Origin of the sequence: Phenylobacterium sp. (genome assembly GCF_030651185.1) — a bacterium.
Lineage (GTDB): Bacteria > Pseudomonadota > Alphaproteobacteria > Caulobacterales > Caulobacteraceae > Phenylobacterium.
The window spans coordinates 480,735-507,590 of the sequence record NZ_JAUSCJ010000022.1; the positions used below are offsets into that span (position 1 = coordinate 480,735).

The 26,856-nt window shown below is 69.3% G+C and carries 25 protein-coding genes; 11 read left to right on the forward strand and 14 right to left on the reverse strand.

What is annotated here, in order from left to right; translation table 11 throughout:
• Window positions 1-65 precede the first annotated feature (65 nt).
• The 8 genes from Q7J39_RS11240 to Q7J39_RS11275 form a co-directional block, all read right to left on the reverse strand.
• The gene (locus Q7J39_RS11240) at window positions 66-569 is read right to left on the reverse strand and encodes a F0F1 ATP synthase subunit B (protein WP_304824463.1); all 504 of its coding nucleotides are present in this window, start codon (window positions 567-569) and stop codon (window positions 66-68) included.
• On the reverse strand, window positions 569-1,192 hold the full coding sequence (locus Q7J39_RS11245; protein ID WP_304824466.1) for a hypothetical protein: 624 nt from the start codon (window positions 1,190-1,192) through the stop codon (window positions 569-571). The genes Q7J39_RS11240 and Q7J39_RS11245 overlap by 1 nt, the downstream gene beginning before the upstream one ends.
• Window positions 1,193-1,264: 72 nt before the next feature.
• Window positions 1,265-1,489: a F0F1 ATP synthase subunit C gene (locus Q7J39_RS11250; RefSeq protein ID WP_293493770.1), complete on the reverse strand. Its 225-nt coding sequence runs from the start codon at window positions 1,487-1,489 to the stop codon at window positions 1,265-1,267.
• A 49-nt stretch (window positions 1,490-1,538) separates the two neighbouring features.
• The gene (locus Q7J39_RS11255) at window positions 1,539-2,324 is read right to left on the reverse strand and encodes a F0F1 ATP synthase subunit A (protein WP_293493767.1); all 786 of its coding nucleotides are present in this window, start codon (window positions 2,322-2,324) and stop codon (window positions 1,539-1,541) included.
• Window positions 2,325-2,340: 16 nt separating this feature from the next.
• Window positions 2,341-2,691 (reverse strand): AtpZ/AtpI family protein, encoded by a 351-nt coding sequence (locus Q7J39_RS11260; protein ID WP_304824469.1) that lies wholly within the window; start codon window positions 2,689-2,691, stop codon window positions 2,341-2,343.
• Between the two features lie 188 nt (window positions 2,692-2,879).
• A complete protein-coding gene (smc, locus tag Q7J39_RS11265) occupies window positions 2,880-6,323 on the reverse strand; it encodes a chromosome segregation protein SMC (protein ID WP_304824472.1) in 3,444 nt (1,147 codons plus the stop codon).
• Between the two features lie 18 nt (window positions 6,324-6,341).
• Window positions 6,342-6,959 carry a thioredoxin domain-containing protein gene (locus Q7J39_RS11270; protein ID WP_304824475.1) on the reverse strand — a complete coding sequence of 206 codons (618 nt, stop codon included), beginning with the start codon at window positions 6,957-6,959 and terminating at the stop codon, window positions 6,342-6,344.
• Window positions 6,960-7,023: 64 nt separating this feature from the next.
• Complete coding sequence (locus Q7J39_RS11275; RefSeq protein WP_304824478.1) at window positions 7,024-7,575, reverse strand: DUF721 domain-containing protein; 552 nt, start codon at window positions 7,573-7,575, stop codon at window positions 7,024-7,026.
• Window positions 7,576-7,901: 326 nt separating this feature from the next.
• Between Q7J39_RS11275 and Q7J39_RS11280 the strand changes: the two genes are divergently transcribed.
• Window positions 7,902-9,170 (forward strand): MFS transporter, encoded by a 1,269-nt coding sequence (locus Q7J39_RS11280; RefSeq protein WP_304824481.1) that lies wholly within the window; start codon window positions 7,902-7,904, stop codon window positions 9,168-9,170.
• Window positions 9,167-10,213 (forward strand): A/G-specific adenine glycosylase, encoded by a 1,047-nt coding sequence (mutY, locus tag Q7J39_RS11285; protein ID WP_304824484.1) that lies wholly within the window; start codon window positions 9,167-9,169, stop codon window positions 10,211-10,213. The genes Q7J39_RS11280 and mutY overlap by 4 nt, the downstream gene beginning before the upstream one ends.
• Here mutY and Q7J39_RS11290 read toward each other — a convergent pair.
• The 4 genes from Q7J39_RS11290 to Q7J39_RS11305 form a co-directional block, all read right to left on the reverse strand.
• The gene (locus Q7J39_RS11290; RefSeq protein ID WP_304824487.1) at window positions 10,210-11,406 is read right to left on the reverse strand and encodes an MFS transporter; all 1,197 of its coding nucleotides are present in this window, start codon (window positions 11,404-11,406) and stop codon (window positions 10,210-10,212) included. The genes mutY and Q7J39_RS11290 overlap by 4 nt on opposite strands.
• A 65-nt stretch (window positions 11,407-11,471) precedes the next feature.
• Window positions 11,472-12,563, reverse strand: a complete 1,092-nt coding sequence (locus Q7J39_RS11295) for a site-specific DNA-methyltransferase (protein ID WP_304824492.1) — start codon at window positions 12,561-12,563, stop codon at window positions 11,472-11,474.
• 119 nt (window positions 12,564-12,682) lie between these two features.
• Entirely contained in the window at window positions 12,683-13,318 is a 636-nt protein-coding gene (locus tag Q7J39_RS11300; protein WP_304824495.1) for a ribonuclease HII, read from the reverse strand.
• Complete coding sequence (locus Q7J39_RS11305) at window positions 13,318-13,908, reverse strand: DNA-3-methyladenine glycosylase I (protein ID WP_304824498.1); 591 nt, start codon at window positions 13,906-13,908, stop codon at window positions 13,318-13,320. The genes Q7J39_RS11300 and Q7J39_RS11305 overlap by 1 nt, the downstream gene beginning before the upstream one ends.
• Between Q7J39_RS11305 and Q7J39_RS11310 the strand changes: the two genes are divergently transcribed.
• On the forward strand, window positions 13,907-14,824 hold the full coding sequence (locus Q7J39_RS11310) for an alpha/beta fold hydrolase (RefSeq protein WP_304824501.1): 918 nt from the start codon (window positions 13,907-13,909) through the stop codon (window positions 14,822-14,824). The two genes, Q7J39_RS11305 and Q7J39_RS11310, sit on opposite strands and share 2 nt — an antisense overlap.
• Before the next feature lie 118 nt (window positions 14,825-14,942).
• Here the strand turns inward: Q7J39_RS11310 and Q7J39_RS11315 are convergent, their stop codons facing one another.
• Window positions 14,943-15,749, reverse strand: coding sequence for a folate-binding protein YgfZ (locus Q7J39_RS11315; RefSeq protein ID WP_304824505.1), 807 nt, complete (start codon window positions 15,747-15,749; stop codon window positions 14,943-14,945).
• Between the two features lie 61 nt (window positions 15,750-15,810).
• Between Q7J39_RS11315 and Q7J39_RS11320 the strand changes: the two genes are divergently transcribed.
• The 4 genes from Q7J39_RS11320 to Q7J39_RS11335 all read left to right on the forward strand — a co-directional run bounded on the left by Q7J39_RS11320 (window position 15,811) and on the right by Q7J39_RS11335 (window position 21,558).
• Entirely contained in the window at window positions 15,811-16,785 is a 975-nt protein-coding gene (locus Q7J39_RS11320; protein ID WP_304824508.1) for a glycosyltransferase family 9 protein, read from the forward strand.
• Entirely contained in the window at window positions 16,782-18,116 is a 1,335-nt protein-coding gene (locus Q7J39_RS11325) for a dihydroorotase (RefSeq protein ID WP_304824511.1), read from the forward strand. Before Q7J39_RS11320 ends, Q7J39_RS11325 begins: the two co-directional genes overlap by 4 nt.
• 123 nt (window positions 18,117-18,239) lie before the next feature.
• Window positions 18,240-20,015, forward strand: coding sequence for a feruloyl-CoA synthase (locus tag Q7J39_RS11330; protein WP_304824514.1), 1,776 nt, complete (start codon window positions 18,240-18,242; stop codon window positions 20,013-20,015).
• Window position 20,016: 1 nt separating this feature from the next.
• Window positions 20,017-21,558, forward strand: coding sequence for an acetolactate synthase large subunit (locus Q7J39_RS11335; protein ID WP_304824517.1), 1,542 nt, complete (start codon window positions 20,017-20,019; stop codon window positions 21,556-21,558).
• 94 nt (window positions 21,559-21,652) lie between these two features.
• Here Q7J39_RS11335 and Q7J39_RS11340 read toward each other — a convergent pair whose 3' ends face one another.
• On the reverse strand, window positions 21,653-22,975 hold the full coding sequence (locus Q7J39_RS11340; RefSeq protein ID WP_304824520.1) for a hypothetical protein: 1,323 nt from the start codon (window positions 22,973-22,975) through the stop codon (window positions 21,653-21,655).
• Window positions 22,976-23,147: 172 nt separating this feature from the next.
• Between Q7J39_RS11340 and Q7J39_RS11345 the strand changes: the two genes are divergently transcribed.
• Genes Q7J39_RS11345 through Q7J39_RS11360 form a run of 4 tightly spaced genes read left to right on the forward strand, consistent with a single transcriptional unit; the run spans window position 23,148 to window position 26,844 of the window.
• Window positions 23,148-24,212 carry an MBL fold metallo-hydrolase gene (locus Q7J39_RS11345; protein ID WP_304824523.1) on the forward strand — a complete coding sequence of 355 codons (1,065 nt, stop codon included), beginning with the start codon at window positions 23,148-23,150 and terminating at the stop codon, window positions 24,210-24,212.
• 31 nt (window positions 24,213-24,243) lie between these two features.
• Window positions 24,244-25,023: an enoyl-CoA hydratase-related protein gene (locus Q7J39_RS11350; protein ID WP_304824525.1), complete on the forward strand. Its 780-nt coding sequence runs from the start codon at window positions 24,244-24,246 to the stop codon at window positions 25,021-25,023.
• Between the two features lies 1 nt (window position 25,024).
• A complete protein-coding gene (locus tag Q7J39_RS11355; RefSeq protein ID WP_304824528.1) occupies window positions 25,025-25,990 on the forward strand; it encodes an oxidoreductase in 966 nt (321 codons plus the stop codon).
• Window positions 25,987-26,844 (forward strand): NAD(P)-dependent oxidoreductase, encoded by an 858-nt coding sequence (locus Q7J39_RS11360; RefSeq protein ID WP_304824531.1) that lies wholly within the window; start codon window positions 25,987-25,989, stop codon window positions 26,842-26,844. Before Q7J39_RS11355 ends, Q7J39_RS11360 begins: the two co-directional genes overlap by 4 nt.
• Window positions 26,845-26,856 lie beyond the last annotated feature (12 nt).

Sequence of the window (26,856 nt, forward strand, 5' to 3'; positions counted from 1 at the left end):
GAAAACCCCTCCCGCGAGGGAGGGGCTATCGCCGAGCATAGATGTCGGACGCCCGAGGGCGGCGGCTATTGCAGCTTGGTGGCCAGTTGGCCGAGCGCGCCGTCGATCAGCGGATCGCTCTTCATGCCGGCCAGGCGCTTGGTTAGCACCACCTCGGCGGCGGCTGCGGCCAGGTCTGCAGCCGCGGCGCGAACCTCGGTGGCGGCCTGGGCCTCGGCATTGGCGATGCGGCGTTCCGCCATCTGCTGGCGGCGAGCCAGGCTCTCCTCCAGCTTGGCCTTGGCTTCGGCGGCGTAGAGTTTCGCCTGTTCCTCGGCGGCGGCCATCATTTCCTGGGCCTGGGCCTCGGCCTCGGCCCGCTCGATCTTGAGTTGAGCCAGCAGGTGCTGGGCCTCCTCGCGGATGCGGGCGGCCTCGTCGAGGTCGGACTGAATCTTGGCGGTCTGGGCGTCAAGGCTGGCGTTGATCAGCTTGGGCGCCTTGGCCCCGAAGATCACGATGCCGAGGAAGATCAGCAGGCCGACGCCGACCCACATCTCCGCTTCGGCGGGGTTCAGGAAGGCGGGCATCAGGCGGCTCCTTGGGCGGTCATGGCCGCGTCGACCTCGGCCGTGGTCATCTTCTGACCGGTCAGCTTCTGGACGATGGCCTGCGACGTTTCCACGGCGATACCGCGGACGTTGGTCATGGCCTGGTCGCGAAGACCGCGGATGCGGGCCTCGGCCTCGTCCATCTGCGCCTGGAGGCGCGCGTCCTCGGCCTTCTGGCTCAGGGCCAGATCGGTGGCGGCCTTGGCCTTGGCGTCGGCGGCGACCCGCCGGGAGCGGTTACGGGCTTCGGCGATCTCGGCCTGGGCGGCGGCGGCGTGCGACTCCGCTTCAGCCTGGACGCTGCGAGCCTGGGCGACCGCCGCGGCGATGGTGGAGGCGCGCTCGTCCCGGATCCGGCGCAGCTTCGGTACGAAGACCTTGGCCAGCAGGACATAGAGGACGGCGAAGATCAGGAAGAGCCAGACGATCTGGCCGCCCCAGTACTCGAACCTGAACTGGGGCAGTCCGCCGCTCTCGCCGCCGTGGGCGGCGGCCTCCGTGGTGCCGGCTGAGCCATGGCCCTGCGCGGCGCCTTGGGCGTCAGCGGCGGTGTGGCCGTCGCGGAGGTCCGCGGGCGGCGGTGATGTGGTCTCGGCGGCCATAAGGCTTGATCGTCCCTAAAACGCAGGCTGAGGACGCCCGGAGGGCGTCCCCATGACCCTGCGGATCTTGGCTTAGGAGAACAGGATGAGCAGGCCGAGCACGAAGGCCAGGATGCCCAGGGCTTCGGTCAGGGCGGCGCCCAGGATCAGGTTGGTGAACTGGCTGCCGGCGGCCGACGGGTTGCGCGTGGCGCCCGCCAGGAAGTGGCCGAAAATGGTGCCAACGCCGATGCCCGCGCCGATCATGCCGAGGGTCGCGAGGCCCGCGCCGATGTACTTAGCCGATTCCGCGTCCATAGTTTTCAGTCCCGTTTGGATGTTGAGAGAGGTTGTTTGTATTCGGCGATCAGTGGTGATGGCCGAGGTTGACCACGTCGTTGAGATAGACGCAGGCCAGAACCGCGAAGACGAAGGCCTGGAGGAAGGCCACCAGGAATTCCAGCGCCGTCAGGGCCACGACACCGCCCAGGGAGAGGGCCGCGCCGGGGATACCCAGCAGGCCCAGTCCGCCGCCGGCCGCCATGGCGCCCAGGGAGACGACGAAGCCGGCGAAGACCTTCAGGGCCACGTGGCCGCCCAGCATGTTACCGAACAGACGCAGGGCCAGGGTCACCGGGCGCAGGACGAAGGAGATGATCTCGATCGGCGTCACCAGGATCAGCATGTACCAGGGGATGCCGGCCGGCACGAACAGCTTGTACATGTTCGCGCCGTTGCGCAGCACGCCGTAGCCGATCACCAGCAGCATGGTCATCACCGCCAGGGAGGCGGTCACCGCCAGCTGGGAGGTGGCCGTGAACACCAGGAACAGACCCAGCACGTTCATCGCCAGGATGAACAGGAACAGGGTGAAGACGAAGGGGAAGAACTTGCGGCCCTCGGGACCGATGATCCCGGCCACGAGGTCGTCGATATAGCTGAAGACGCCCTCGCCGATCACCTGCATGCGACCGGGCACGACGGCGGCCTTGGCGGTGGCGACCGCGAAGAACGCCACGACCAGAGTCGCGGCGAGCATCATCGCCATGACGGAATTGTTGATCGACAGATCGATCGCGCCAAGACCGGGGATATTGACGGTGGGCAAAGGGAGAACCTGTTGGATCTCGAACTGATGCATCGGGCTGGCCATGCCGCCGCGAACTCCTTCAATCTTCCTGGTCGTCGAAAGGGAGGTCCTGTGGGGGGCCCCATTCTTTCGCCGCTTCGGCAGCCATACGCTGAGCCGAATTTACGGCCATCCAAATCGAAATACCGAAGCCCAGGAGGACGCCGACAATCATCCCCCAGGGCGCTGTCTTTAGGACAGCGTCCGCCCCGGCGCCCAACCCCAGCCCCACAAACACCCCGCCTATCAGCACGCCCATGAGGCGATAGCCATAGCCGGCGGCCTGCGAGCCGTAATCCCGCGGTATCTGGACCGTTCGCGCCTCAAGCGCGGCGGCCCTTTCGTCGAGGCGTCGAATGTCCTCGGCGCGCGAGTTTTCCGGATGCGGCATCTGTTATGGCCTATGTGACCACGACAACGCCCGCCGCGGCCGGGGCTTCAAGTCGCGGCGGAACCTATAGAGCCGTGTGTAGTGCGTCAAGGCTGGGAAGTTATGAATTAACACGTTGAATTCAATCGTCTTTTGTTGTCGCCCTCAGGGTGGGCGCGGAGATTCGGGAAGCGCTCGCCATGGCGCGCCTACTGCGCCGCCATAGCCTCGGCCTGGCGCAGGTCCACCGAGACCAGCTGGCTGACGCCGCGCTCGGCCATGGTGACCCCGAACAGCCGGTCCATGCGGGCCATGGTCACCGGGTTGTGGGTGATGGCGATGAAGCGGGTCTGGGTCCGCCGCCGCATCTCGTCCAGGAGGTTGCAGAAGCGGTCGACATTGGCGTCGTCCAGGGGCGCGTCCACCTCGTCCAGCACGCAGATGGGCGCGGGGTTGGCCAGGAACACCGCGAAGATCAGGGCCGCCGCCGTCAGGGCCTGCTCGCCGCCGCTCATCAGGCTCATGGTGGCCATGCGCTTGCCGGGCGGGCATGCATAGATCTCCAGCCCCGCCTCCAGCGGATCGTCGCTCTCCACCAGGCGCAGCTCGGCGACCCCGCCCTCGAACAGGCTCTCGAACAGGGTCTTGAAGTGCGCGTTGATCACCTCGAAGGCGGCCACCAGGCGTTCGCGGCCCTCGCCGTTCAGCTCGTCGATGCCTTGGCGCAGCTTGCCGATGGCGCCGGTCAGGTCCAGGCGCTCGGCCTGCATGGTTTCCAGGCGCGTGGCGTGCTCGGCGGCCTCTTCCTCGGCCCGCAGATTCACCGGGCCGATGGCGTCGCGCTGGCGTTCCAGGTTGTGGAGGTGGGCCTCCATGCCGCCGGCGTCGCCGGGGATGGCGATGGCCGCGTCGGCCAGGCTCTGGGCCAGGTCGGCGGGTTCGACCCGGGCGGTCTCGCGAATCTGGGTGGTGATCTCGGCCAGTCGCTCGGCGGCGGCCTCCAGCCTGGCCGACAGGCTGGCGCGCAGCTCCCGGGCCTGGCTGGCGGCGGCGTCGCTGGCGCGGACGGCGCGGTCGGCCTCGGCGCGGGCCCCCTCGGCCTGGGCGAGCGCATCGCTGCTCTTGGCGCGGCGGGCCTCGGCGGTGGCCAGTTCGTCCAGCAGCTTCTCGAATCGGTCCTGGTGGGTGGCCGGCGCCTCGTGGGCCTTGTCCAACAGGCCCTTGGCCTTGGCGCGCGCCTCTTCCAGGTGATCCAGGCGCTTGGCGGCGCCCTGGGCCCTGCGGGTCCAGTCGTCGCGGTCGCGGGTCAGGTTCTCCAGGCGCCGCGCCCGACCCTCGCGCTCGCGGGTCTCGATCTCCATGGCGCTGCGGGCCTCGGCGGCGGCCTCGCGGGCCGGGCCGGCGGCGAGGCGGGCGGCGGCCAGCTTAGCGGCCAGGTCCCCGATCGCGGTGTCCTCGGCCGATTCCGACTGCGCGACCCGCAGGATCGATTCGGCGTCGGCCAGCTCGGCCTCGAAGCGGCGGATGACGTCGTCCAGGGACTGGGCGTGGGCCTCGCGCCGGGTGGCCTCGCGGTCCAGCTTCTCCAGCACCAGGCGCGCGTCGGCCACCTTCTGCTCGGCGGCCTGGGGCTGACGGCGGGCGTCGCGCAGGGCCTCCTCGGCGGCCCGCACCCGGGCGTTGGCGGCGGTCTGCACCTCGCGGGCGGCCTTGGCCCGGGGCTCCAGCGTCTCGATCTCGGTCTCGACCTCGGTCAGCCGGGTCTTCTGCTCCATCCGCACGGCGGCGGGCTTGGGCGCATCGGCCCGGGCGGTGAACCCGTCCCAGCGCCAGAGGTCGCCCTCCTTGGAGACCAGCCGCATGCCGGGCGCCAGGGCCGGCTGCAGCCGGTCACCGTCGGCGCGGGCGGTCAGGGCCACATAGGCCAGGCGGGCGGCGAGGGCGCCGGGCGCCTTCACCAGCGGCCCGAGCGGGGTCGCGCCGTCCGGCCACTTCGGCGCCTGTGCATCGCGGCCGCCCCAGAAGGCCGGGGCCTTGGGGTCCAGGGCGGCGTCCAGGTCATCCCCCAGGGCGGCGGCCAGGGCCTGTTCGTAGCCGCGGTCGGGGGAAACCTCGTCCAGGGCCGGCGTGAACCCGCCGCGCTTCTGTTGCGCCACGATGCCGGCCAAGGCGCGGGCCTCGGCGGTCAGGCGGCCCAGCTGCTCGTCGGCCTTGCGGGCGGCTTCCCGCGACGCCAGCTCGGCCTCCTGGGCCTTGCCGCGTTCGTCCTCGGCGGCCTCCAGGGCGGCGCGCAGGGCGACAAGCGTCGCCTCGGCCCGCTCCAGTTCGGTCTTGGCCTCGGCGGCGGCGGGATTGACCGCCGGGCCGATCTGTTCGCGTTCGTGTTTCGCCTGCTCCAGCGCCCGGCGGGTGCGGTTCACTCGGCCCTGGGCCTCCTCGACGCGGGCCGCTCCGGCCCGGCGGCGGGCCTCCTCGGCGGCGGCCTGGGCGGCCAGGGCCTCCACGGCGGCGTCGGCCTCCACGCGGGCGGCCTCGGCGGCGCGGGACGCGGCCTCCAGTTCCGGGGCGCGCTCCGGCGCGGCGGCGATGGCGGCCTCCAGGGCCTCCAGGTCGCCGGCCATGCGGGAGAGCGCATGCTGGGCGTCCTCCACCATCTGGGTCTCGCGGGCCCGGTCGGCCTCGATGCGCGAGACGTCGCCGGTCAGCCGCTCCACCTCGGCGGCCAGGGCCTCGCCCTCCCGCTCCAGCCGGTCACGGTCGATGGCCAGGCGGTGCAGCACGGCCGCCGCAATGGTCTCGGCCTCCCGCAGCGGCTTGATCTGTTCCTCGGCGGCGGCGGCCCGCGTGGTGGCGCCGGCGGCCTCGCGGGCGGTCTCCTCCACCGCGCGGATGGCGTCGGCGGCCTCGGCCTGCAGCCGCTCGGCCGCGCCGCGCGCCTCGTTCCAGCGGGCATAGAGCACGGCGCCCTGCAGGGCTCGGATCTCCGCCGACATCTTCTTGTAGCGGTCGGCCTGGCGCGCCTCGCGACGGAGGCGGTTCAGGGCGCTCTCCAGCTCCTTGGCGACGTCCTCCAGCCGGGTGAGGTTGGTCTCCGCCGCCCGCAGCCGCAGCTCGGCCTCATGGCGCCGGGTGTGCAGGCCCGAGACCCCGGCCGCCTCCTCCAGGATCATCCTCCGGTTCTGCGGCTTGGCGGCGATCAGCTCGGAGATCTGCCCCTGGCGCACCAGGGCCGGCGAGTTCGAGCCCGTCGAAGCGTCCGCAAACAGCAGCTGCACGTCGCGGGCGCGGACCTCGCGGCCGTTGATCCGGTAGGTGGAGCCCTCGCCCTTGTCGATGCGCCGCACCACCTCCAGCACCGGGTGGTCGTTGAAGGCGGCCGGCGCCCTGCGGTCGGCGTTGTCGATGGTCAGCGTCACCTCGGCGTGGTTGCGCGAGGCGCGTCCGCCGGAGCCGGCGAAGATCACGTCGTCCATCCCGCCGGCCCGCATGGCCTTGGCGGAATTGGCCCCCATCACCCAGCGCAGGGCTTCCAGCAGGTTCGACTTGCCGCAGCCATTGGGTCCGACGATGCCCGTGACTCCGGGCTCGATGCGGAACTCGGTCGCATCGACGAAGGACTTGAAGCCCGAAAGGCGAAGCCGCTGGAAGTGCACTTGTGTGCGGGGTCCTTCCTACTTCTTGGCTTGGGCGGCGGCGATGGCGGCGTCGAACTCGGCCAGGGTGGCCTCGCCCTCCTTCATCTTCTCGCCGTTGATCAGGAAGGTCGGGGTGGCGGTGATCTTCTCGTCGCGGGAGGCCTTTTCCACGCGTTCGTTCAGGGCCTTGAGGGCCGCCTCATCGGTGATGCAGGCGTTGAACTGCGGTTCAGTCATCCCCGCCGACTGGGCCACCCGCAGCAGGACGCCGCGCATGTCGCCGGTGGTGAACATCTCGTTCTGGGCCTGGAACACGGCGTCCAGCACGCTGAAATACTTGTCCTTGCCGGCGCAGCGGGCGGTCAGGAAGGCGGCGGCGGCCACCTCCACCGGCGGGGTCAGGAATTCCTTGAAGGTGTAGTGGACCTTGCCGGTGTCGATGTACTTCGCCTTCAGGGCCGGGAAGACCTCATTGTTGAAGGTGGCGCAGTGGGTGCAGGAGGCCGAGGCGTACTCGGTGATCTTCACCGGCGCCTCGGGATCGCCCAGGGTCATGTCGGCGGCGTCGATCTTCGCGCCCCCCTTGGAACAGCCGGCCAGGGCGAGCAGGCCCACGGCGGCGACAACGAGGAGGCGACGGCTGAAGTTCGGCATTGGACCCTCTGCGGAATTCCGAATGAAAGATTAAAGCGCGATTCCCCCCAGGCCGGGGGCAAAGTCAACGGGTGCGGCGATCGCGCAGCACGCCCCGACCCAAGCTCAGCAATGCGGCCTTCAGAGGGCCGTCCGGCTCGGCGGCCAGGCTGGCGGCCAATTCGGCCTCCTTGCCCGCGTCCAGCGGGGGCAGGGGGCGGCGCACGGGCCGCACCGACTCGGGGTTCACGTTGCGCAGGGGGCCCTGGACGATCCGCAGCTTGTTCACCGCGCCCGCGCCCAGGAACAGGTTCACCCGCGCCACGATCTCCGGCGCCTGGTGCTGGATCAGGGCGGCGGCGGCGCCGGCCACCCGGATCTCCAGGGCGGCGGGCTCCCCGGCCTTCACCTTCGACAGCTTCACCGGCTCGGTGCGCTTGGCGATCTGCTCGCCGACGATTTCCTTCCAGCGGGCCTGCAGGGCGCCGGGACCCTGGCCGAACCGGGCGTCCAGGTCCTTCAGCAGCTTGGACAGACCCCGCCCAGCCGCAGGTGGCGGCCGCCGCTGCGGCCGCGTCCGCTTCCGCGACAGGATGAAGGCCGCCTCCGCGGAGGTGGGCAGGGGGCGCTTGGGCATGGAGGTATCTTATAGGCTCAGGGCCCTGTCGGTCATCAGTCGGAAGAAGATCAACCACGAACCTCACGAACGACACGAACACCTGTGTCATCCCGGAAAGCGCGCAGCGCTTGTCCGGGACCCAGAAGCGCGGGGCGTGCAGGATGGATCGGAACGTATGGGTCCCGGTCTTCCGCTTGCGCGGAAACCGGGATGACACCGCAGGTGCGCCGCCGTTCTTGTTCGTGTCGTTCGTGAGGTTCGGGGTTCCTCTCTTCCCCCACCCGCCTTGACGCCCCCGCCCTCAGGTCGCAATCACCAGCCGCTACACCCGGGGGAGCTCACCAATGTCCGACACCAAGCCAGCGGCCTCGCATCGCCGCATCCTGGCCGCCAGCCTGGTGGGCACCGCCGTCGAGTTCTACGACTTCTACATCTACGCCACGGCCGCCTCCCTGGTGTTCGGCAAGCTGTTCTTCCCCGCGGCCTCGGCCTCGGCCCAGCTGATGAGCGCCTACGCCACCTTCGCCCTGGCCTTCTTCGCCCGGCCCCTGGGCGCTGCCGTGTTCGGTCACTTCGGCGACCGGCTGGGGCGCAAGTCGACGCTGGTGGCCTCGCTGATGTTGATGGGGGGCTCGACGCTCGCCATCGCCTTCCTGCCCACCTACGCCCAGGCCGGCTGGGTCGCGCCCTTCCTGCTGTGCGTGCTGCGCTTCGGCCAGGGCTTCGGCCTCGGCGGGGAATGGGGCGGGGCGGCCCTGCTGGCGGTGGAGAACGCGCCGCCCGGCTGGCGCGCCCGCTTCGGCATGTTCCCGCAATTGGGCGCTCCCGTAGGCTTCATCGCCGCCAACGGCCTCTTCCTGCTGCTGGGGGTGCTGCTGACGCCCGAGCAGTTCCTGGCCTGGGGCTGGCGCATTCCCTTCCTGCTCAGCATCGTCCTGGTGGGGGTCGGCCTGTGGGTCCGGCTGAAGCTCACCGAGACGCCCGCCTTCGCCGAGGCCATGAAGGAAGCCCCGCCGGCCAAGGCGCCGCTGGGCGAGCTGCTGAAAACCTACCCGCTGCAGACCCTGGCCGGCACCTTCGCCGTGGTCTGCTGCTTCGCCATCTTCTACCTGACAACCGCCTTCGCCCTCGGCTATGGCACCACCAAGCTGGGCTACAGCCGAGAGACCTTCCTGGGCGTGCAGCTGGGCGCCATCGGCTTCATGGCCGCGGGCATCATCGCCGCCGGCTACTGGGCCGACGCCACCAGCCCCAGGCGCGTGCTGATGGCCGGCTGCATCGCCACGGTGGCGCTGGGCTTCCTGCTGCCCGTCATGATGGGATCGGGCTCGCTGTGGCTGATCTGGGGCTTCCTGTCCCTGGCGCTCGTCATGATGGGCCTGGTCTACGGACCCCTGGGCGCCTTCCTGCCCGGCCTGTTCCCGGCCCGGGTCCGCTACACCGGCGCCTCGGTGGCCTTCAACGTTGGCGGCATCCTGGGCGGGGGCCTGGCCCCCATGATCGCCCAGGCCCTGGCCGACCAGGGCGGCCTGGTCCCGGTGGGCTACTATCTCAGCGGCGCGGCCCTGATCAGCCTGACCGCGCTGTTCTTCCTCAAGCGCCAGGCGGAATGAACCCCGAGGCCCTCCGCGCCCGATTGCTGGCCTGGTACGACGGGCAGGCGCGCGACCTCGCCTGGCGGGTGGGGCCTGCGGGCGGTCGGGTGGGTGTGCGCCAGGACCCCTACCGGGTCTGGCTGTCGGAGGTGATGCTGCAGCAGACCACCGTGCCGCACGCCACGCCCTATTTCCTGAAATTCACCGCGCGATGGCCCACCGTCTCGGCCCTGGCCGCCGAACACGACGGCGAGGTGATGGCCGCCTGGGCGGGGCTCGGCTACTACGCCCGCGCCCGCAACCTGTTGGCCTGTGCGCGGGCCGTGGCCAACGACCACGGCGGGGTCTTCCCCGACACCGAGGAGGGACTGCGCGCCCTGCCGGGGCTCGGCCCCTATACCGCCGCCGCCGTGGCCGCCATCGCCTTCGACCAGCCGACCAACGTCGTGGACGGCAATGTCGAGCGGGTGATGTCGCGGCTGTTCGCGGTCGAGACCCCGCTGCCCGACGCCAAGCGGGAGCTCAAGCGCCTGGCCCAGACCCTGGTCGCCGACGACCGCCCCGGCGACTGGGCCCAGTCCCTGATGGATTTGGGCGCGACGATCTGCAAACCGAAGTCGCCGCTCTGCGACCGCTGCCCGGTAGCCGTCTATTGCGCGGCGCTGGCCACCGGGGCGCCCGAGACCTATCCGCGGAGGACCGCCAAGGCGGTACGACCCCATCGCCACGGCGTGGCCTACATCCTGACCAAGGGCGACCTGGTGGCGCTGGTCCGCCGCCCGCCCAAGGGGCTGCTGGGCGGGATGCTGGCCCTGCCCACCAGCGATTGGCGCGCCGCGGCCTACACCGATGGCGAGGCCCGCGCCGAAGCGCCGGCGCCTGCCGACTGGCGCCATGTCGGCGAGGTGGAGCACGGCTTCACCCACTTCACCCTGACCCTGAAACTCTACCGCGCCGAGGGCCAGGCCGACGGCGTGATCTGGTCTCCGAGGCGTGACCTGGACGGCCTGCCCAGCGTGTTCCTGAAGGCGGCGAGGGCGGCGCTGACCAACCTGCTCTAGGTTTTCGCCGCCTCCGCCTTGGCCTCCGCGACGGTCGCGGCCCGGGGGAACAGGAAGGTCAGGGTGATCAGCGCCGTCAGCGACATGGCCAGCGCCGCCGCCGGGATGGCCGGGACGCCGTAGGTGGCCAGGGCCGCGCCGCCGACCGTCGAGCCCAGGGCCTGGCCCACCGAGATCACCGAGCCGTTCAGGGCCAGGGCGACGGGGGCGCCGCCGGTGGCCTGGATCAGGCTCGACTGGATCACCGGGGTGATGGAGAACAGCGCCGTGGCGGCCAGGAAGATGCCCAGCGCCACCAGGGCCGCGCTGGGCCAGCCGGCGGGCAGGACCTGATGGGTGGCGGCGAAGTGGACGCTCATGGCGGCGGCCTGGATGATGAAGCCCTGCAGGATCCAGGACCGGCCGGCGTTGCGGTCGGCGGCCCGCGCCCCCAGCCAGAGGCCGGCGATTGAGCCCACCCCGATCATCGCCTGGAAGGCGCCGATCCCCGCCCCGGTGACGCCCGCGCCGACCCGCACGATGGGGGCGATGTAGAGGTTCAGGGTCATGTTGGCGGCGAAGGTCAGGAAGGTGGTCAGATAGAAGGGCCAGATGATCGGCAGCAGGACCTTGACCGTGTCGCCGCCGCCCTCGCGCTTCGGCGGCGCCGGAACCTTGGGCAGGAAGAAGATCACCGCCACCAGGGCGAAGAGCGACAGGCCTGCAGCGAACAGGAAGGTGGCGCGCCAGTCGAAGACCGAGCCGATGATGCTGCCCAGCGGGATGCCCACTACGAAGGCCAGGGTCATGCCCCCCGACACCATGGCCAGGGCCGAGCCCCGGCGCTCCGGCGGCGCCAGGGCGGCGGCGGCCACGCTGGCGGCCGGTCCCGACATGGCGCCGGCCAGGCCCGCCAGGGCGCGCAGGACCATCAGGACCTCGAAATTGGGGGTCAGGGCGCAGGCGATGTGCAGCAGGGCGCCGAGACCCAGGGCGGTCATCACCATGATCTTGCGGTCGACCCGCGCAAACAGCCAGGCCGCCACCGGTCCCAGCACCGCCGAGGTCAGGACGAACACGGTCTGCAGTTGCCCCGCCAAGGCGGTGGTCACGCCCAGGTCGGCGGCCAGACTCTCCAGCAGACCGGCGAAGATGAAAGCCCCCGACCCGAAGGCGAAGGTCACCAGGGTCAGGACATAGATGCGCGGATTCATCACCCGAGCTTAACCACCACCGTACCGACCGCCAGACAATTTGGCGGCCGGGGTGATTTTCCGGGTCAGGCCGCCAGTTGAGCGAGTGAAGACCGCATCTTCATCCGCAGGACGTCGATCGGAGCCAGGCCCTTGTCGGTCTTGAAGTGCCAGTAGGTCCAGCCGTTGCAGGCCGGCGCCGACTGGATCATGGCCCCCACCTTGTGGATGGACCCGGCCATGTCGCCGATCACCAGGCTGCCATCGGCCCGCACCCGAGCCGAGCGTTCGCCCTTGGAGCAATAGAGCATGTCGCCGGGACGCAGCATGCCGCTCTCGACGATCTGGCCGAAGGGGATGCGCGGCTCCGAGCGCTTGGAGCCCATGACCTCCAGGTCGCTCTCGGTCAGCGGAACCACCTTGCTGATCCGCTCGCGGGCCAGGGTTGCATACTGTTCCTCGCGCTCCAGGCCAATGTACTTGCGGCCCAGCTGCTTGGCGGCCGCGCCCGTGGTTCCGGTGCCGAAGAAGGGGTCCAGGATGATGTCGCCGGGCCTCGTGGACGCCAGGATGATCCGGCGCAGCAGGGCCTCGGGCTTCTGTGTCGGGTGGGCCTTGACCCCGTTCTCGTCCTTCAGCCGCTCCTCGCCGGTGCACAGCGGGAAGGTCCAGTCCGAGCGCATCTGCAACTCGTCATTGGCCATCTTCATGGCGTCGTAGTTGAAGGTGTAGCGGCGCGAGCCCCGGCCCTTGGCGGCCCAGATCAGGGTCTCGTGGGCGTTGGTGAAGCGGGTGCCCTTGAAGTTCGGCATCGGGTTGGACTTGCGCCAGACGATGTCGTTCAGAATCCAGAACCCCAGGGTCTGCAGGATGGCGCCGACCCGGAAGATGTTGTGATAGCTGCCGATCACCCACATGGCGCCGTCGTCCTTCAGGACGCGCTGGCACTCGCTCATCCACTGCGTGGTGAAGCGGTCATAGGTCTCGAACGAGTCGAAGCGGTCCCACTCATCGTCGACGGCGTCGACCTTGGAGTTGTCCGGCCGCAGCAGGTCGCCGCCCAGCTGCAGATTGTAGGGCGGATCGGCGAAGACCAGATCGACGGACTTCGACGGGAGCTTCTTCAAGCTTTCGATGCAGTCACCCAGGATGACCGTGTTGGTGGCAATCGCGCCCATGTCCGCCTCGCTTCTAAGGAAACGGAATCCTGAGTCATCGTAGTGAAGGGTCCGTGAGCAAACGTGGTGAACGGAGCGTTAATCGCTCAAATCAACCACTTAACCCACGCGGGGAGGGCTCAATCTTGAGTCAGCAGATCAAGCTCGCTGTTCACCAGTTCACCGGCCATCGCCAGCTTCACCGGCGCCCAGCCCATGCGGTGGATCTCGCAGGGGCCCAGGGTGCGCAGGGCCTCCACGTGGATGGGGGCGTGGTAGCCCTTGTGGGCGGCGAAGCCGTAGCCCGGATAGAGCCCGTCCATCTCGGCCATCAGCCGGTCGCGGGCCACCTTGGCGAGGATCGAGGCTGCGGCGATGGAGGAACTGATCCCGTCGCCCTTGATCACCGTCTTGATGGGGCAGGGCAGCTTGAAGGCGTAATTGCCGTCCACCAGGGCGAAGGCCGGCGTGACCGACAGCTCGCCGATCGCCCGGCACATGGCCAGGCCCGCGGCGTGCAGGATGTTGAGCTCGGCGATCTCCTGGACGCTGGCGAAGCCGACGCCCCAGGCGAGCGCCATGTCCTTGATCTCGATCTCCAGGGCCTCGCGCTGCTTGGCCGAGAGCTTCTTGGAGTCGTTCAGGCCCTTGGGCACGCGGTCGGGATCGAGGATCACCGCCCCGGCCGAGACTGGCCCCGCCCAGGGGCCACGACCGGCCTCGTCGACGCCGCAGACCGGCCCCGGACAGGCGCTCTCCAGCAGCATGTCTGGCATCAGGCGCTCATCCGGTCGGTGGGAGCGTGGCGATGGCAGCAGGTGAGGTGGTCGTTCACGAAGCCGGTGGCCTGCATGAAGGCGTAGACGATCACCGGGCCCACGAACTTGAAGCCCTTCTGCTTGAGCCCCTTGGCCATCTGCTCGGCGACCTCGGTCTTGGCCGGGACATCGCCGATGGCTTCCCACCTGTTGTGGATCACCCGGCCGTTGGTGAAGCTCCAGAGGAACTGGGAGAAGTCCTCGCCCGCATCACGCATGTCGAGATAGACGCGCGCGCCATTGATGGCGGCGTCGATCTTGGCGTTGGAGCGCACGATGCCGGCGTCGGCCATCAGCCGGGCGCGATCCTCATCGCCGAAGCGGGCGACGATCTCCGGATCGAAGTCGGCGAAGGCCGCGCGGAAAGCGTCGCGCTTCCTCAGGATGGTGATCCAGGAGAGCCCGGCCTGGAACCCGTCCAGCACCAGCTTCTCCCAAAGGGCGCGGGAATCGTATTCCGGCACGCCCCATTCCGTGTCGTGATAGGCCTCGTACAGGGGATCACCCTGCATGCCGCGCCAGCCGCAACGAATCGGTTCGGAAGTCATGACCGATCTTTTCGCAGGCGGGGCGGCGGCCAATCAAGCGGGACCGAAGCGGATGGCGTTCGAAGGCTTCCAACTGTCGCGGGTCGATCTGGGGGAAGTGACCGTTCGGGTTCGGCGCGGCGGCTCGGGCCCGCCGCTCCTGCTGCTGCACGGCTACCCAGAAACCCACATGATGTGGAGCCGGGTGGCCGACGACCTCGCCCGCGACTTCACCGTCATCGCGCCCGATCTGCGCGGCTACGGCGAGAGCACGGCGCCCCCGACGACGCCCGACCACGAGACCTATTCCAAGCGGGCGATGGCGAGAGACGCCGTGGCCCTGATGCGCCACTTCGGCTTCGACCGCTTCAACCTGGCCGGTCACGACCGGGGCGGGCGGGTCGCCTATCGCCTGGCCCTGGATCACCCGGACGTGTTGCTGAAGCTCTCCATCCTCGACATCATCCCGACGGCTGATGTGTGGAAGCGGGCCAACAAGGCCTTCGCCCTTGCCTACTGGCACTGGTCGTTCCTGGCCCAGGCCCATCCGTTCCCGGAGACGGTGATCGGCGCAGATCCGGACTTTTTCCTGTTCCGGGGTTCGGGCGGGATGTTCGATTCCGAAGCCTATGCCGACTATGTCCGCTGCCTGTCCAACCCCGCCATGGTCCACGCCATCTGCGAGGACTACCGCGCCGGCGCCTCCTATGATGTCGCCGCCGACGAGGCCGATCGTGGCAAGCTCAGGATCAAGGTCCCGGTCCAAGTGCTGTGGGGCTCGAAGGGCGCGCTGGCCGCCTGGTACGACGTCCTGGCGATCTGGCGCGAGTGGGCCGACGACGTGCAGGGCCACGCCATCGAGAGCGGCCACTTCATCCCCGAGGAAAACCCGGCGGAGACGCTGAAGGCGCTGCGGGAGTTCTTCCTCACCTCTTAGCTGTCATCCCGGTTTCGCGCAGCGAAGACCGGGACCCAGAAGCACCGATCTCTCCTGCACGTCCTGCGCGTCTGGGTCCCGGACAAGCCCTGCGGGCTTTCCGGGATGACACGGGTGGCTAGAGCGGCAACCACTCGGGCCGATCCACCCGCACGGCCTTGCCGTCCGCCGTGAGATCGCCGTCGATGCGGTCGAGGCGCACCAGCGCCATGGCCCGGCCGTCCTGCCCCGAGAGCACCTCGCCCGCGCGCCGGTCGCCCAGCAGGACCTCGGCGTCGAAGGCCGGCGCCGCGCCGTCAAAGGAGAGCGGCAACATGCGGTTCTTGATCTGGCCCCGGCGCTTCATGCGCGAGGTGGTCTCCTGGCCGACGAAGCACCCCTTGTGGAAGTCGATGCCGTTCAGCAGGTCGAAATTGGCCTCGATGGGATAGGTCTTTTCGCTACCCCAGTCGGCGGGGCCGGGCACGCCCAGCGCCAGGCGGTGCGACTCGTAGGCGGCTTCATCGACCTGCGCCGCCTCGGCGGGCGGCGCTGCGCCGTAGCCGCGCCAACCGAGGGTCGAGAGCCTCGGATCAACGATCCAGCCCGCCGGCGCCGCGCCCTGGCCGAACAGGGCGGCCACGGGGGTGTCGTCAGCGGCGATCACCACCTTGGCCCGCAGGCGGTACATGGTCAGCCGCATCGTCAGGGCCGCGCGATGCTGGGCCTCGACGTCCAGCCAGCAGCCATCCGCGCGGCCCACGACGAACAGGTCGAACAAAAGCCGTCCTTGCGGGGTCAGTAGGCCTCCGAACCGCGCTTCGCCCGGCTGGAGCGTCGCCACATCCTGGGTGATCAGGCCCTGCAGGAACTCGCGCCAATCCTCGCCCGAGAGCGAGATCAGGGCTCGGCTGTTCAGGACGGCGTAGGAGAAAGCTTGCGGCATGATGTCGAAGTTAGGGACGCCATGGGTGGAGCGCCAGCGCGCGGAGCCTTATAGAGGGACGATGACCCCCGGGTCCTTCCCGATTCTGTTCATCACCGCCACGCGGATTGGCGACGCCGTGCTCTCTTCCGGGCTCATCCGGAAACTGCTGGCCGAAATCCCCAGCGCCCGTTTCACCATCGTGGCCGGGCCTGTTGCGGCGCCTCTGTTCCTGGACGTTCCTAACCTTGAAGAGATCATCGTCTTCGAGAAGGCCAAGGACGGCCGCCATTGGTTCCGGCTGTGGCGACAGGTGCGCAAGCGTCATTGGGGCCTGGTGGTGGACCTGCGCGGCTCGGCGATCTCCGGCTTCCTGAAGCGCGACCGCCGCGCGGTGTTCCGGCGGCCGTCGACCCCCATGCACAAGGTGGTGGAGGCCGCCCGCGTGCTGCAGATCGAGGACGATCCGCCGTCGCCCCATCTCTACACCTCGCCTGAGACCGAGGAGATGGCCGCCGAGCTGACCGCCGGTGAAGGCCCGATCCTGGCGCTCGCACCGTCGGCTAACTGGGTCGGCAAGACCTGGCCGGTGGAGCGCTTCGCCCAGACCGCCATCCAGCTGCTGGGGGATGAGGGGCCGCTGGCCGGGGCGCGGCTGATGGTTCTGGGCGGGCCCGCGGACGCCCAGGCGACCCAGTCCCTGCGCAACGTGGTCCCCAAGAGCCGCTTCATCGACCTGGTGGGCAAGGTGGACTTGCTGACCGCCCATGCCTGCCTCAAGCATGCGCGGCTGTTCATCGGCAACGATTCGGGCCTGATGCACATCGCCGCGGCGGCCGGCGTGCCCACGATCGGCCTGTTCGGACCGTCGGATGAGACCCTCTACGGTCCCTGGGGCGCCGACACCCGGGTAGTGCGGGGCCCTCGAGATTTCGCGACCATCGCGGCGGTTGACCCTGGCTTCCAGCAGGCGCTCTGTCACATGATGGATCTCCCCGTCGATACCGTGGTCTCCACGGCGCGCGATCTGCTGGCGAAGACAACCGGGACAAGATGAGCGAGACCTACGACCTAATCATCCGGGGCGGCGAAGTGGTGAACCACGCCGGCCGAGGCCTTTCCGACGTCGGCGTCCGCGCCGGCAAGATCGTCGCCATCGGCGACCTCTCCCAGGCGTCGGCCGGCGAGGTGTTCGACGCCAAGGGGCTGGCGGTGCTGCCCGGCGTCATCGACACCCAGGTCCACTTCCGCGAGCCCGGCCTGGAGTGGAAGGAGGACCTGGAAAGCGGGTCCCGCGCCGCCGTCCTGGGCGGGGTCGTCGCCGTGTTCGAGATGCCGAACACCGAGCCCACCACCACCGATCCGGATGCGCTGGCCGACAAGCTGGTGCGCGCCAAGGGTCGCATGCACTGCGACCACGCCTTCTATGTCGGCGGCACCCACGAGAACGCCGTCTTCCTGGGCGAACTGGAGCGCCTGCCCGGTTGCTGCGGGATCAAGGTGTTCATGGGCGCCTCGACCGGCAGCCTGCTGGTGCAGGACGACGCGGGCATTGAGCAGGTGCTGCGCCACGTGAACCGCCGCGCGGCCTTCCACTCCGAGGACGAATACCGCCTGGCCGAGCGCCGGCCGCTGGCGCGCACCGGCGACTGGACCAGCCACGAGGAGGTCCGCGACGCCGCCTCGGCCCTGGAGTCCACGCACCGGCTGGTGCGCATCGCCAAGGCGCTGGGCAAGCGCATCCACGTCCTGCACGTCACCACCGCCGAGGAGATGATCTTCCTGGCCGCCAACAAGGACGTGGCCAGCGTCGAGGTCACCCCCCAGCACCTGACCCTGACGGCGCCCGAGGCCTATGAGCGGCTGAAGGGCTACGCCCAGATGAACCCGCCGATCCGCAACAAGTATCACCAGGATGGCCTGTGGGATGCGCTGGCCGCCGGGGTCGCCGACGTGCTGGGCTCCGACCACGCGCCCCACACCAAGGAAGAGAAGGCCCGGCCCTATCCCGCCTCGCCCTCCGGCATGCCGGGCGTGCAGACCCTGGTGCCGGTGATGCTGACCCATGTGGCCAACGGGCGTCTGACCCTGGAGCGCTTTGTCGACCTGACCAGCCACGGCGCCAACCGCCTGTTCGGGATGGCCGACAAGGGCCGGCTGGCGGTGGGCAACGACGCCGATTTCACCATCGTCGACCTCAAGGCCCGCCGCACCATCAAGCACGAGGACATGGCCAGCCGCGTCGGCTGGACCCCCTTCGACGGCTTCGAGGCCACCGGCTGGCCGATGGCCACCATCATCCGTGGCCGCGTGGTGATGCGCGACGACGAGGTGATCGCCCCGCACCTGGGCGAACCCGTCCGCTTCTCCGAGACCCTCGGCGGGTAGCGCCCCTCACCTTGGCCCTCGACCTTGCCCCGGCCGAACAGCTCAATCGGCGGACGAGGCTTACGAGGCTCGCCTGAAGGTTCGCGCTTTCCTTCCGCGCCCGCGGGGCGATAAGCCTAGGGCATGGACGCCGAGCTGAACATCGCCACCGCCCCCTTCCGCGACGCCCGCTTCGCCCCGCGACGCGTTGAGATCGCGCGCCGGGACAATGGCGAGATCATCGTCTCCAACCCGACGCCCTTTTCCACGGCCTTCTCGACCACGACGGAGGCCCTGGCGCATTGGGCCGCCAGGACCCCCTCGGCCATCTGGCTGGCGGAGCGGTCCGGCGACGGCTGGCGGACCATTTCCTATGCCGAGGCGCTGGGCGCGGTCGCCGCCATCGCCGGGGGGCTGCGCGAACTCGGCGTCGTCAGCCAACGGCCACTGTTGATCCTGGCCCGCAACGGGATCGATCACGCGCTGATCAAGTACGCGGCCATGAGTCAGGGCATGCCCGTGGCGCCGGTCTCGCCGCAGTACGGCCTGCCGGGCGCCAACCTCTCGCGGCTGGCCCATGCGGTGGAGGTGCTGAACCCCGCCGCCGTCTACACCGAGGACGCCACCCTCTTCATCGAGGCTCTGGAGGCCCCGTTCCTGGCTGGCCTGCCGGTGATCGCCGGGAAGACCCCGCGGGTGGGCGATGTGCCGCTGGAACGCCTGCTGAAGGCCAGCCCCGCCGCGCCCACCTCCAAACCCGACGACCACGCGAAATACCTGCTCACCTCCGGCTCAACCGGCCTGCCCAAGGCGGTGATCTGCACCCATCGCGGCATGGCCTGGAACTCCGCCCAGATCCGCGCCTGCTTCGAGGATGACGAGCCGCCGGTGATGGTCAATTCCGCGCCCTGGAGCCACAGCCTGGGCGCCAACTCCATCCTGCACATGTCCACCCACCGGGGCGGGGCGGTCTATATCGATGCGGGTCAGCCGGTGGCCGGGCGCTTCGCCGAGACGGTGCGCAACCTAAAGGACATCGCGCCCACCTATCAGAACATGGTGCCCGCCGGCTGGATGCTGTTCGCCGGCGAACTGGAGCGGGACGATGACCTGGCGCGGACCTTCTTCTCCCGGGTTCGCCTGCTGCAGTACGGCGGCGCGGCGCTCGGCCAGGAGATCAACGACCGTATCCAGGCCGTGGCCGTCCGCACCGTGGGGGAGCGCATCTCCTTCGCCTCAGGCTATGGCGCGACGGAGACCGGGCCCACGGCGGCGACGGTCCACTGGCACAACGGCCGGATGGGTCTGATCGGCCTGCCGGTCCCCGGCACGACGGTGAAGCTGGCGCCGTCTGGCGACAAGCTGGAGTTCCGGGTCAAGGGCCCGCAGATCACCGCGGGCTACCTCGGCCGCCCCGATCTCACCGCCCAGAGCCGTGACGCGGAGGGCTTCTACCTGCTGGGGGACGCCGCCCGCTTCGTGGACGCCGAAAATCCTGAGCAGGGCATGGTGTTCGACGGCCGGCTGTCGGAGAACTTCAAGCTGGCCAGCGGAACCTTCGTGACGGTCGGAGACCTGCGGGTGGCCGCCGTTTCCGCGGTGGGCGACGCGGTCACCGACGCGGTGGTCTGTGGCGAGAACCAGGAAGGCGTCGGCCTGATGTTCTATCCCAACCCCGACTTGGCGCCCGAGGCCGTTGCGGTCGCCGTGCGCCTGGGTCTGGAAGCCTTCAACGCCCGGGCCAAGGGCGCGGGCGGCCGCATCGGCCGGGCCCTGGTGCTGGACGGCCCGCCCGACGCCGGGGCCGGCGAGATCACCGACAAGGGCTATATCGCCCAGGCCCTGGCCCGTTCGCGCCGGGCGCAGACCGTGGCGAAGCTGTTCGCCGATCCCCCTTCCTCCGACGTGATGGTGTTCTGACATGAATGGCGCCGACGCCCTGATCGAGACGCTCGTGGACAACGGCGTCACCGCCTGCTTCGCCAATCCCGGCACCAGCGAAATGCAGTTCGTGGCCGCCCTGGACCGGCAGCCGAAGATGCGGCCGGTGTTGTGCCTGTTCGAGGGCGTGGCCACCGGGGCCGCGGATGGCTACGGCCGAATGAGCGACACGCCCGCCTGCACCCTGCTGCACCTGGGGCCCGGCTACGGCAACGGCCTGGCCAACCTGCACAACGCGCGGCGGGCCTATACGCCCATCGTCAACGTGATCGGCGACCATGCCACCTATCACCGCCAGTACGACGCGCCGCTGAATTCCGACATTCGTTCCATCGTCGCGGCCAACTCGGTGTGGGTGAAGTCCGCCGACACGCCGGACACCGTCGCCGCCACCGCCGCCGAGGCGATCACCGCCAGCTACGGCCCGCCCGGCGGCCCGGTCAGCCTGATCCTGCCCGCCGACTCCGCCTGGCTGGAGACCAAGGTGTCCAAGGCCCTGGCGACCCGGCCGAAGCCTGCCGCGCCCGACGCGGCCACGGTCGAGACGGTGGCCAAGGCCATCAAGGCCGCGGCCAAGCCGGTGGTGCTGATCGGCGGCCGCGCCGTGCGCGCCGAGGCGCTCGTGCAGGCCGCGCGCCTGCAGGCGGCCGGGGTCAGGGTGATGGCCGACACCTTCGTCTCACGCCAGCCTCGGGGCGCCGGGATCTTCGCGCCCGCCCGCATGCCGTATTTCGGCGAGGCGGCCCTGGCCGATCTCGAGGGTGTGGACCTCATGGTCTATGCCGGTACGACGATGCCGGTGGCCTTCTTCGCCTATCCGGACCGGCCCAGCGTCCTGGTTCCCGAGGGCTGCGCCACCCTGACCCTGGCCGATCGCGAGACCGATTCCGTGGCGGCCCTGGCGGCGCTCGCCGATGCTCTGGGCGCGCCCGCGACGGGTCCGAGCCAGCCGCTGAAGCTGCCCGAAAACGCGCCCACCGGCGGCATGACCCCGCAGAGCGCCGGGGTTTCCATCGCCCGTCACCTGCCCGAGGGCGCGATCATCTGCGACGACTCGGTGACGTCTGGCGGTGGCGTGGCCGTGCCCTGCATGACCGCCCGGCCGCACGATGTCCTGGCGCTCACCGGCGGCGCCATCGGCATCGGCATGCCTCTGGCGATCGGGGCGGCCGTCGCCGCGCCGGGCCGCAAGGTGGTTTCACTGAATGGCGACGGGTCGGCCATGTATACGGTCCAGAGCCTGTGGACGATGGCGCGGGAGAACCTCGACGTCACCGTGGTGGTGTTCGCCAACCACTCCTATCGAATCCTCAACATCGAGATGGGCCGCACCGGCTCGGGCAATCCCGGGCCGTCAGCCTCCAAGCTGCTGGACCTGGGGGATCCGAAGATCGACTGGGTCTCGATCGCCAAGGGCATGGGGGTTCCCGCCGTGCGCTGCGAGACCGCCGAGCAGTTCGAGACCGCCTTCGCCCGCGCCATGAGCGAGCCCGGCCCCAAGTTCATCGAAGCCGCCATCTGATCTTTCCTCCCCCGCTACGCAGGGGAGGAAAAGACAAAGAAAAAGGCCCGCGGGACGAACCCGCGGGCCTCGATCTTGTCGGACGTCTGAACTCTTAGACGTTGCCGGGCAGCTTGCAGTCCTTCGAGAAGGCGCAGCCGATGACGCCCACCACCGACATCGGGCTCGGGGTGTATTCCACGATGTATCCCTTCAGACCGTCGGCGCAGGCGACTTCGAGATAGCCGGTGCCCTTGGAGGTCTTGCCGATGAAGCGGGTGGCCGAGACGGCGCAGTCGTTCTTGCCCATCTTCTTCAGGTCGGCCGTCACCAGCGGGAAGGCCGCGTCAGGCTTGGTGAAGGAGCAACGATAGCCGGCGACGGGCGCGCGGGCGCAGTCATAGACCTGCGGCTTCACGCCGGGGCCGCCGAAGACGCCGACGCCGCCGGTTCCGTTGGTGCAGGCCATCTCCACCACGTCCAGACCGGCGGGCGAGGGGAAGGGGGCGTACTTGGAGACTTCGCAGTCGAAGGCCGCCGACTTGGCCAGCTTGGTGTAGAGGCCGGCCTGGGCGGTTTCGGCTTCCTTGGCGTCGGTCAGCTCGCAGCCGCCCATCACCATGGAGGCCTTTTCGCAGGGGTAGGTCTGGGCCAGTTGACCCTTGTCGACCTTGTAGAGGTAACCCTTACCGTCGGTGCAGGAGGTCTCGTAGAACATCGCGCCAGCCTGGGACATACCGGCATAGCGGCGGTCCTTGACGGTGCAGCCGTTCTTCGAAGCGACCACCAGCGTGTCGATGATGGCCATGCGGTGGGCCTTGTCGTGCAGGGTGCACTTAATGTTGCTGGTGCTGTCGTCATACAGCAGGCAGTTGTCGGCCTGAACCGGCTTGGCCTCGTCGGCCGGGGCGCTGGTCTTCAGGACGTAGCCGTCGCCGGCGGCGCAGGAGATTTCCAGGAAGGTCTGGGTGGCGCTCTGACCGATGCCGCGCACCTGATCGGGGGTGCAGGCGATGCCGGCCTTGGCGATGTAGCCGGCCAGATCGGACTTGGGATCGGCGTTGCCCGGCAGCTTGCAGGGCAGGGTCGAGGGCTTGCCGTCCGGCTGCGGGCTGTTGGCCTCCACGCAGGTGAACGCGGTCGGCGTGCCGCCGGTCACGTTCGACAGGATGAAGCCGAGACCCTTGTCGCAGTCGATCTCGTAGTAGCTGGTTTCCGTCTTCGCCTTCTTGTCGCTCATCTTGCCGACGAAGCGCGCGTCGCTGACCGTGCAGGCGATGCCAATGGCTTTCGCGATGGCGGGAGCCTCGGCCATGCCCTGGGTGCGGGACGCGGCGGTGACTTCCTCAACCGGCTTCTTGGCCGCCATAACGACGGCGGCGGGCGCCATCACTGCGACAAACAGGGCCGCCGCGAGCCCGATTCCGAATGACCTCATGGTCGTGATCTCTCCTGGGGTAGTTCCTCTGGGCGGACTTAAGCGCCCCTGCGTCCTTCAAATCAAGTTTGGCGTGAACGGCGTCTGAACTGAGCCGCGCATGACCGTATTGCGGTTTGATAGAGACAGCCTGTGGCGCGACAATGACCGAACACGGGTTGGAGTGGCGGCGATGCGGGACGGATTCGAAGAGACCATTGTCGAACACCCGCGCCCGAGGCTGACCTATCCCTTCGAAAGCGGCCCCAAGACCGGCGAAGCGCTGGACGTCGCGCCGGGGGTGAAGTGGCTGCGGATGCCATTGGGCGGGTCATTGGCCTTCATCAATGTCTGGGCGATTCGCGAGGGCGCCGGCTGGGCCATCGTCGACACGGGCATGGGCGGGTCGGAGACCATGCAGGCCTGGCGTGAGGCCTTCGCCAGGTCCCTGGGCGGCCTGCCGGTGACGAGGGTTTTCGTCACCCACATGCATCCCGACCACATCGGCATGGCCGGCTGGCTGACGCGGAAGTTTGATTGCCGCCTGTGGATCACCCGGCTGGAATTCCTGATGTGCCACAACCTGGCGGCCGACACCGGCCGCGAGGCGCCGGAGGACGCCCTGCGATTCTATCGTGGAGCCGGCTGGACCGAGGAGCAGATCGAAACCTACCGCGCCCGGTTCGGGGGCTTCGGCAAGGGGCTGCACGCCCTGCCGGCCAGCTTCCAGCGGCTGTCCGACGGCGACGAGATCCAGATCGGCGACCATCTGTGGCGGATCGTCGTGGGCTCGGGTCATTCGCCAGAGCATGCCTGCCTCTATTGCCCGGACCTGAGGCTGATGATCAGCGGCGACCAGGTGTTGCCGAAGATCTCCTCCAACGTCTCGGTCTTCCCCACCGAGCCCGGCGGCGATCCGCTGACCGACTGGCTGACATCGCTGGCCCGCATCAAGACCAAGGTCCCCGACGACGTGCTGGTGCTGCCGGCGCACAACGATCCCTTCCATGGCCTGCACGCCCGCATCGACCACCTGATCGGCGGCCATGAGCGGGGACTGGCGCGGCTCAAGACCCTGATCAGCGAGCCCAAGCGGTCGGTGGACGTATTCTCGGTCCTGTTCCGGCGGAAGATCGACGAGTGGGTGCTGGGGATGGCGACGGGCGAGAGCCTTGCCCATCTCAACTGCCTGATCACCCGGGGACAGGCCGTGCGCGAGACCGACGCGCAGGGGGTCGACTGGTACCGGGCGGCCTAATATACGATGTAAGAAATTGAGGGAGTGGACGATGAGCGAACATGTCTTGAGCGAGAAGTCGGGCGGCGTCCTGACCCTGACGCTGAATCGGCCGGAGAAGAAGAACGCCCTGACGCGGGACATGTACCAGGCCCTGGGCGACGCCATCGACCAGGCCGAATTCGACAAGGAGGTCCGCTGCGTCCTGATCCAGGCCAATGGCGACATGTTCACCGCCGGCAACGATCTCACCGACTTCGCCGCGGTCAATGCGGGCGAGAGCAACGCCAATGAGGCTCGGCGCGGCGGCAATCCGTTGCTGGCCGCCCTGGCGCGGGCCAAGACCCCGCTGGTGGCCGCCGTCAACGGCCGCGCCGTCGGCGTCGGGGTCACCATGCTGTTGCACTGCGACCTGGTCTACATCTCCGAGGACGCCCTGCTCACCACCCCCTTCGTCAACCTGGCCCTGGTGCCGGAAGCCGCCTCCAGCCTGACTCTGCCGGCCCGCATCGGCCATGCGCGGGCCTTCTCGATGTTCGTGCTGGGCGAGGCCGTGGATGCGAAGAAGGCCGTCGACTGGGGCATCGCCAACGCGGCGGTCCCCATCGACCAGCTCCGCGCCCGGGCCAAGGCCGCCGCCGACGCCGTAGCCGCCCGCCCGCCCGCCGCCGTGGTGATCACCAAGTCGCTGATGCGTGACGGCGAAGCCATCGCCAACCGCATGGACGAGGAGGGCCGCCACTTCGCCGCCCAGCTCAAGTCGCCGGAAGCCAAGGAGGCCTTCGCCGCCTTCGCCGAGAAGCGCGCGCCTGACTTCGCCAAGGCGGGCTGAGATGGCCCGCATCACCGCAGGGCTGTCGCCTTTCACCGACGCCGCCGAGATCGCCGAGGACCATGACCTCACCGGCCGCACGGTGGTGATCACCGGGGCGGCCACCGGCATCGGCATCGAGACCGCCCGGGCGCTCGCCGCCGCCGGCGCCGAGGTCACTATCGCCGTCCGCAACCGCGAGGCCGGCGAGACGGCCGCCGCTCAGATCAACGCCGACATCGGCGAGGACCGGGTCAAGGTCGGCGCCCTGGACCTCTCCGACCTCGCCTCGGTGGCCGGCTTCGTCAGCACCTGGGGCGACGCGCCGCTGAATGTGCTGATCAACAATGCCGGGGTCATGGCCTGTCCTCAGGCCTACACCGCCAACGATCTGGAGATGCAGATCGGCACCAACCACTTCGGCCACTTCCTGCTCGGGGTCGGCCTGGCGCGGGCCTTGATGAACGGGGCCGAGGCGGGGCGTTCGGCTCGGCTGGTCTCGCTGAGCTCCAGCGGCCACCGGCGGGGCGGCATCAACTGGGATGACGTCCACTACCGCACCCGGCCCTACGACAAGTGGGAGTCCTACGGCCAGTCCAAGACCGCCAACGCCCTGTTCGCCGTGGGCTACCACAAACGCTTCGCCGAGCTGGGGATCACCGCCAATTCGGTGATGCCCGGCGGCATCATGACCCCCCTGCAGCGCCACATGGCTCGCGAGGAGATGATCGCGCTGGGCTGGATGAACGCCGAGGGCGTGGTCCGCGAGGGCTTCAAGACCCCGGCACAGGGCGCGTCCACCAGCGTGTGGGCGGCCATCGGCCCGGAGCTGGAGGGCGTCGGCGGCCTGTATCTCGAGAACCTTGCGGAGGCCGTGCCCTTCGACCCCGCCGATCCCTATCAGGGCGTCATGCCCCACGCCCTGGATCCGGAGAGCGCCGAACGCCTCTGGGCCCTTTCCGAAGAGACCACCGGAGTGAACCTATGAGCCTGCAAGGCAAGACCCTCTTCGTCACCGGCGCCAGCCGCGGCATCGGCCTGGCCATCGCCCTGCGCGCCGCCCGCGACGGCGCCAATATCGCCATCGCCGCCAAGACCGCCGAGCCGCACAAACACCTGCCCGGCACCATCTATTCCGCCGCCAAGGAGATCGAGGCCGCCGGCGGCAAGGCCCTGCCGCTGATCGTCGACGTGCGCGACGAGGCTAGCGTCTACGCGGCGGTGGAGAAGACCGTGGCGGCCTTCGGCGGGATCGACATCTGCGTCAACAACGCCTCGGCCATCCAGCTGACCGGAACCCTGCAGACCGACATGAAGCGCTACGACCTGATGAACCAGGTCAATGCGCGCGGCTCGTACCTGACCTCCAAGGCCTGCATCCCGCACCTGAAGAACGCCGCCAATCCGCACGTCCTGATGCTGTCGCCGCCGCTGGACATGAGCCCCCGCTGGTTCGAGGGTCACGTGGCCTACACCATGGCCAAGTTCGGCATGAGCATGTGCGTGCTGGGCATGGCCGCGGAGTTCAAGGCCGACGGGATCGCCTTCAACGCGCTCTGGCCGCGCACCGGGATCGCCACGGCCGCCATCCAATTCGCCCTGGCCGGCGACGAGGGCATGAAGCAGTGCCGCACCGTCGAGATCATGGCCGACGCCGCCCACGCGATTTTCGAGAAGCCGGCCCGCGAGTTCACGGGCAATTTCCTGATCGACGATAGCTTCCTCTATGCGGAGGGCGAACGCGACTTCGACAAGTACCGGGTCGATCCCACCACCCGGCTGATGCCCGACTTCTTCGTGCCGGCGGACTCCGTGCCGCCGCCCGGCGTGGTCATCGGCTGACCCTTCTTTCCT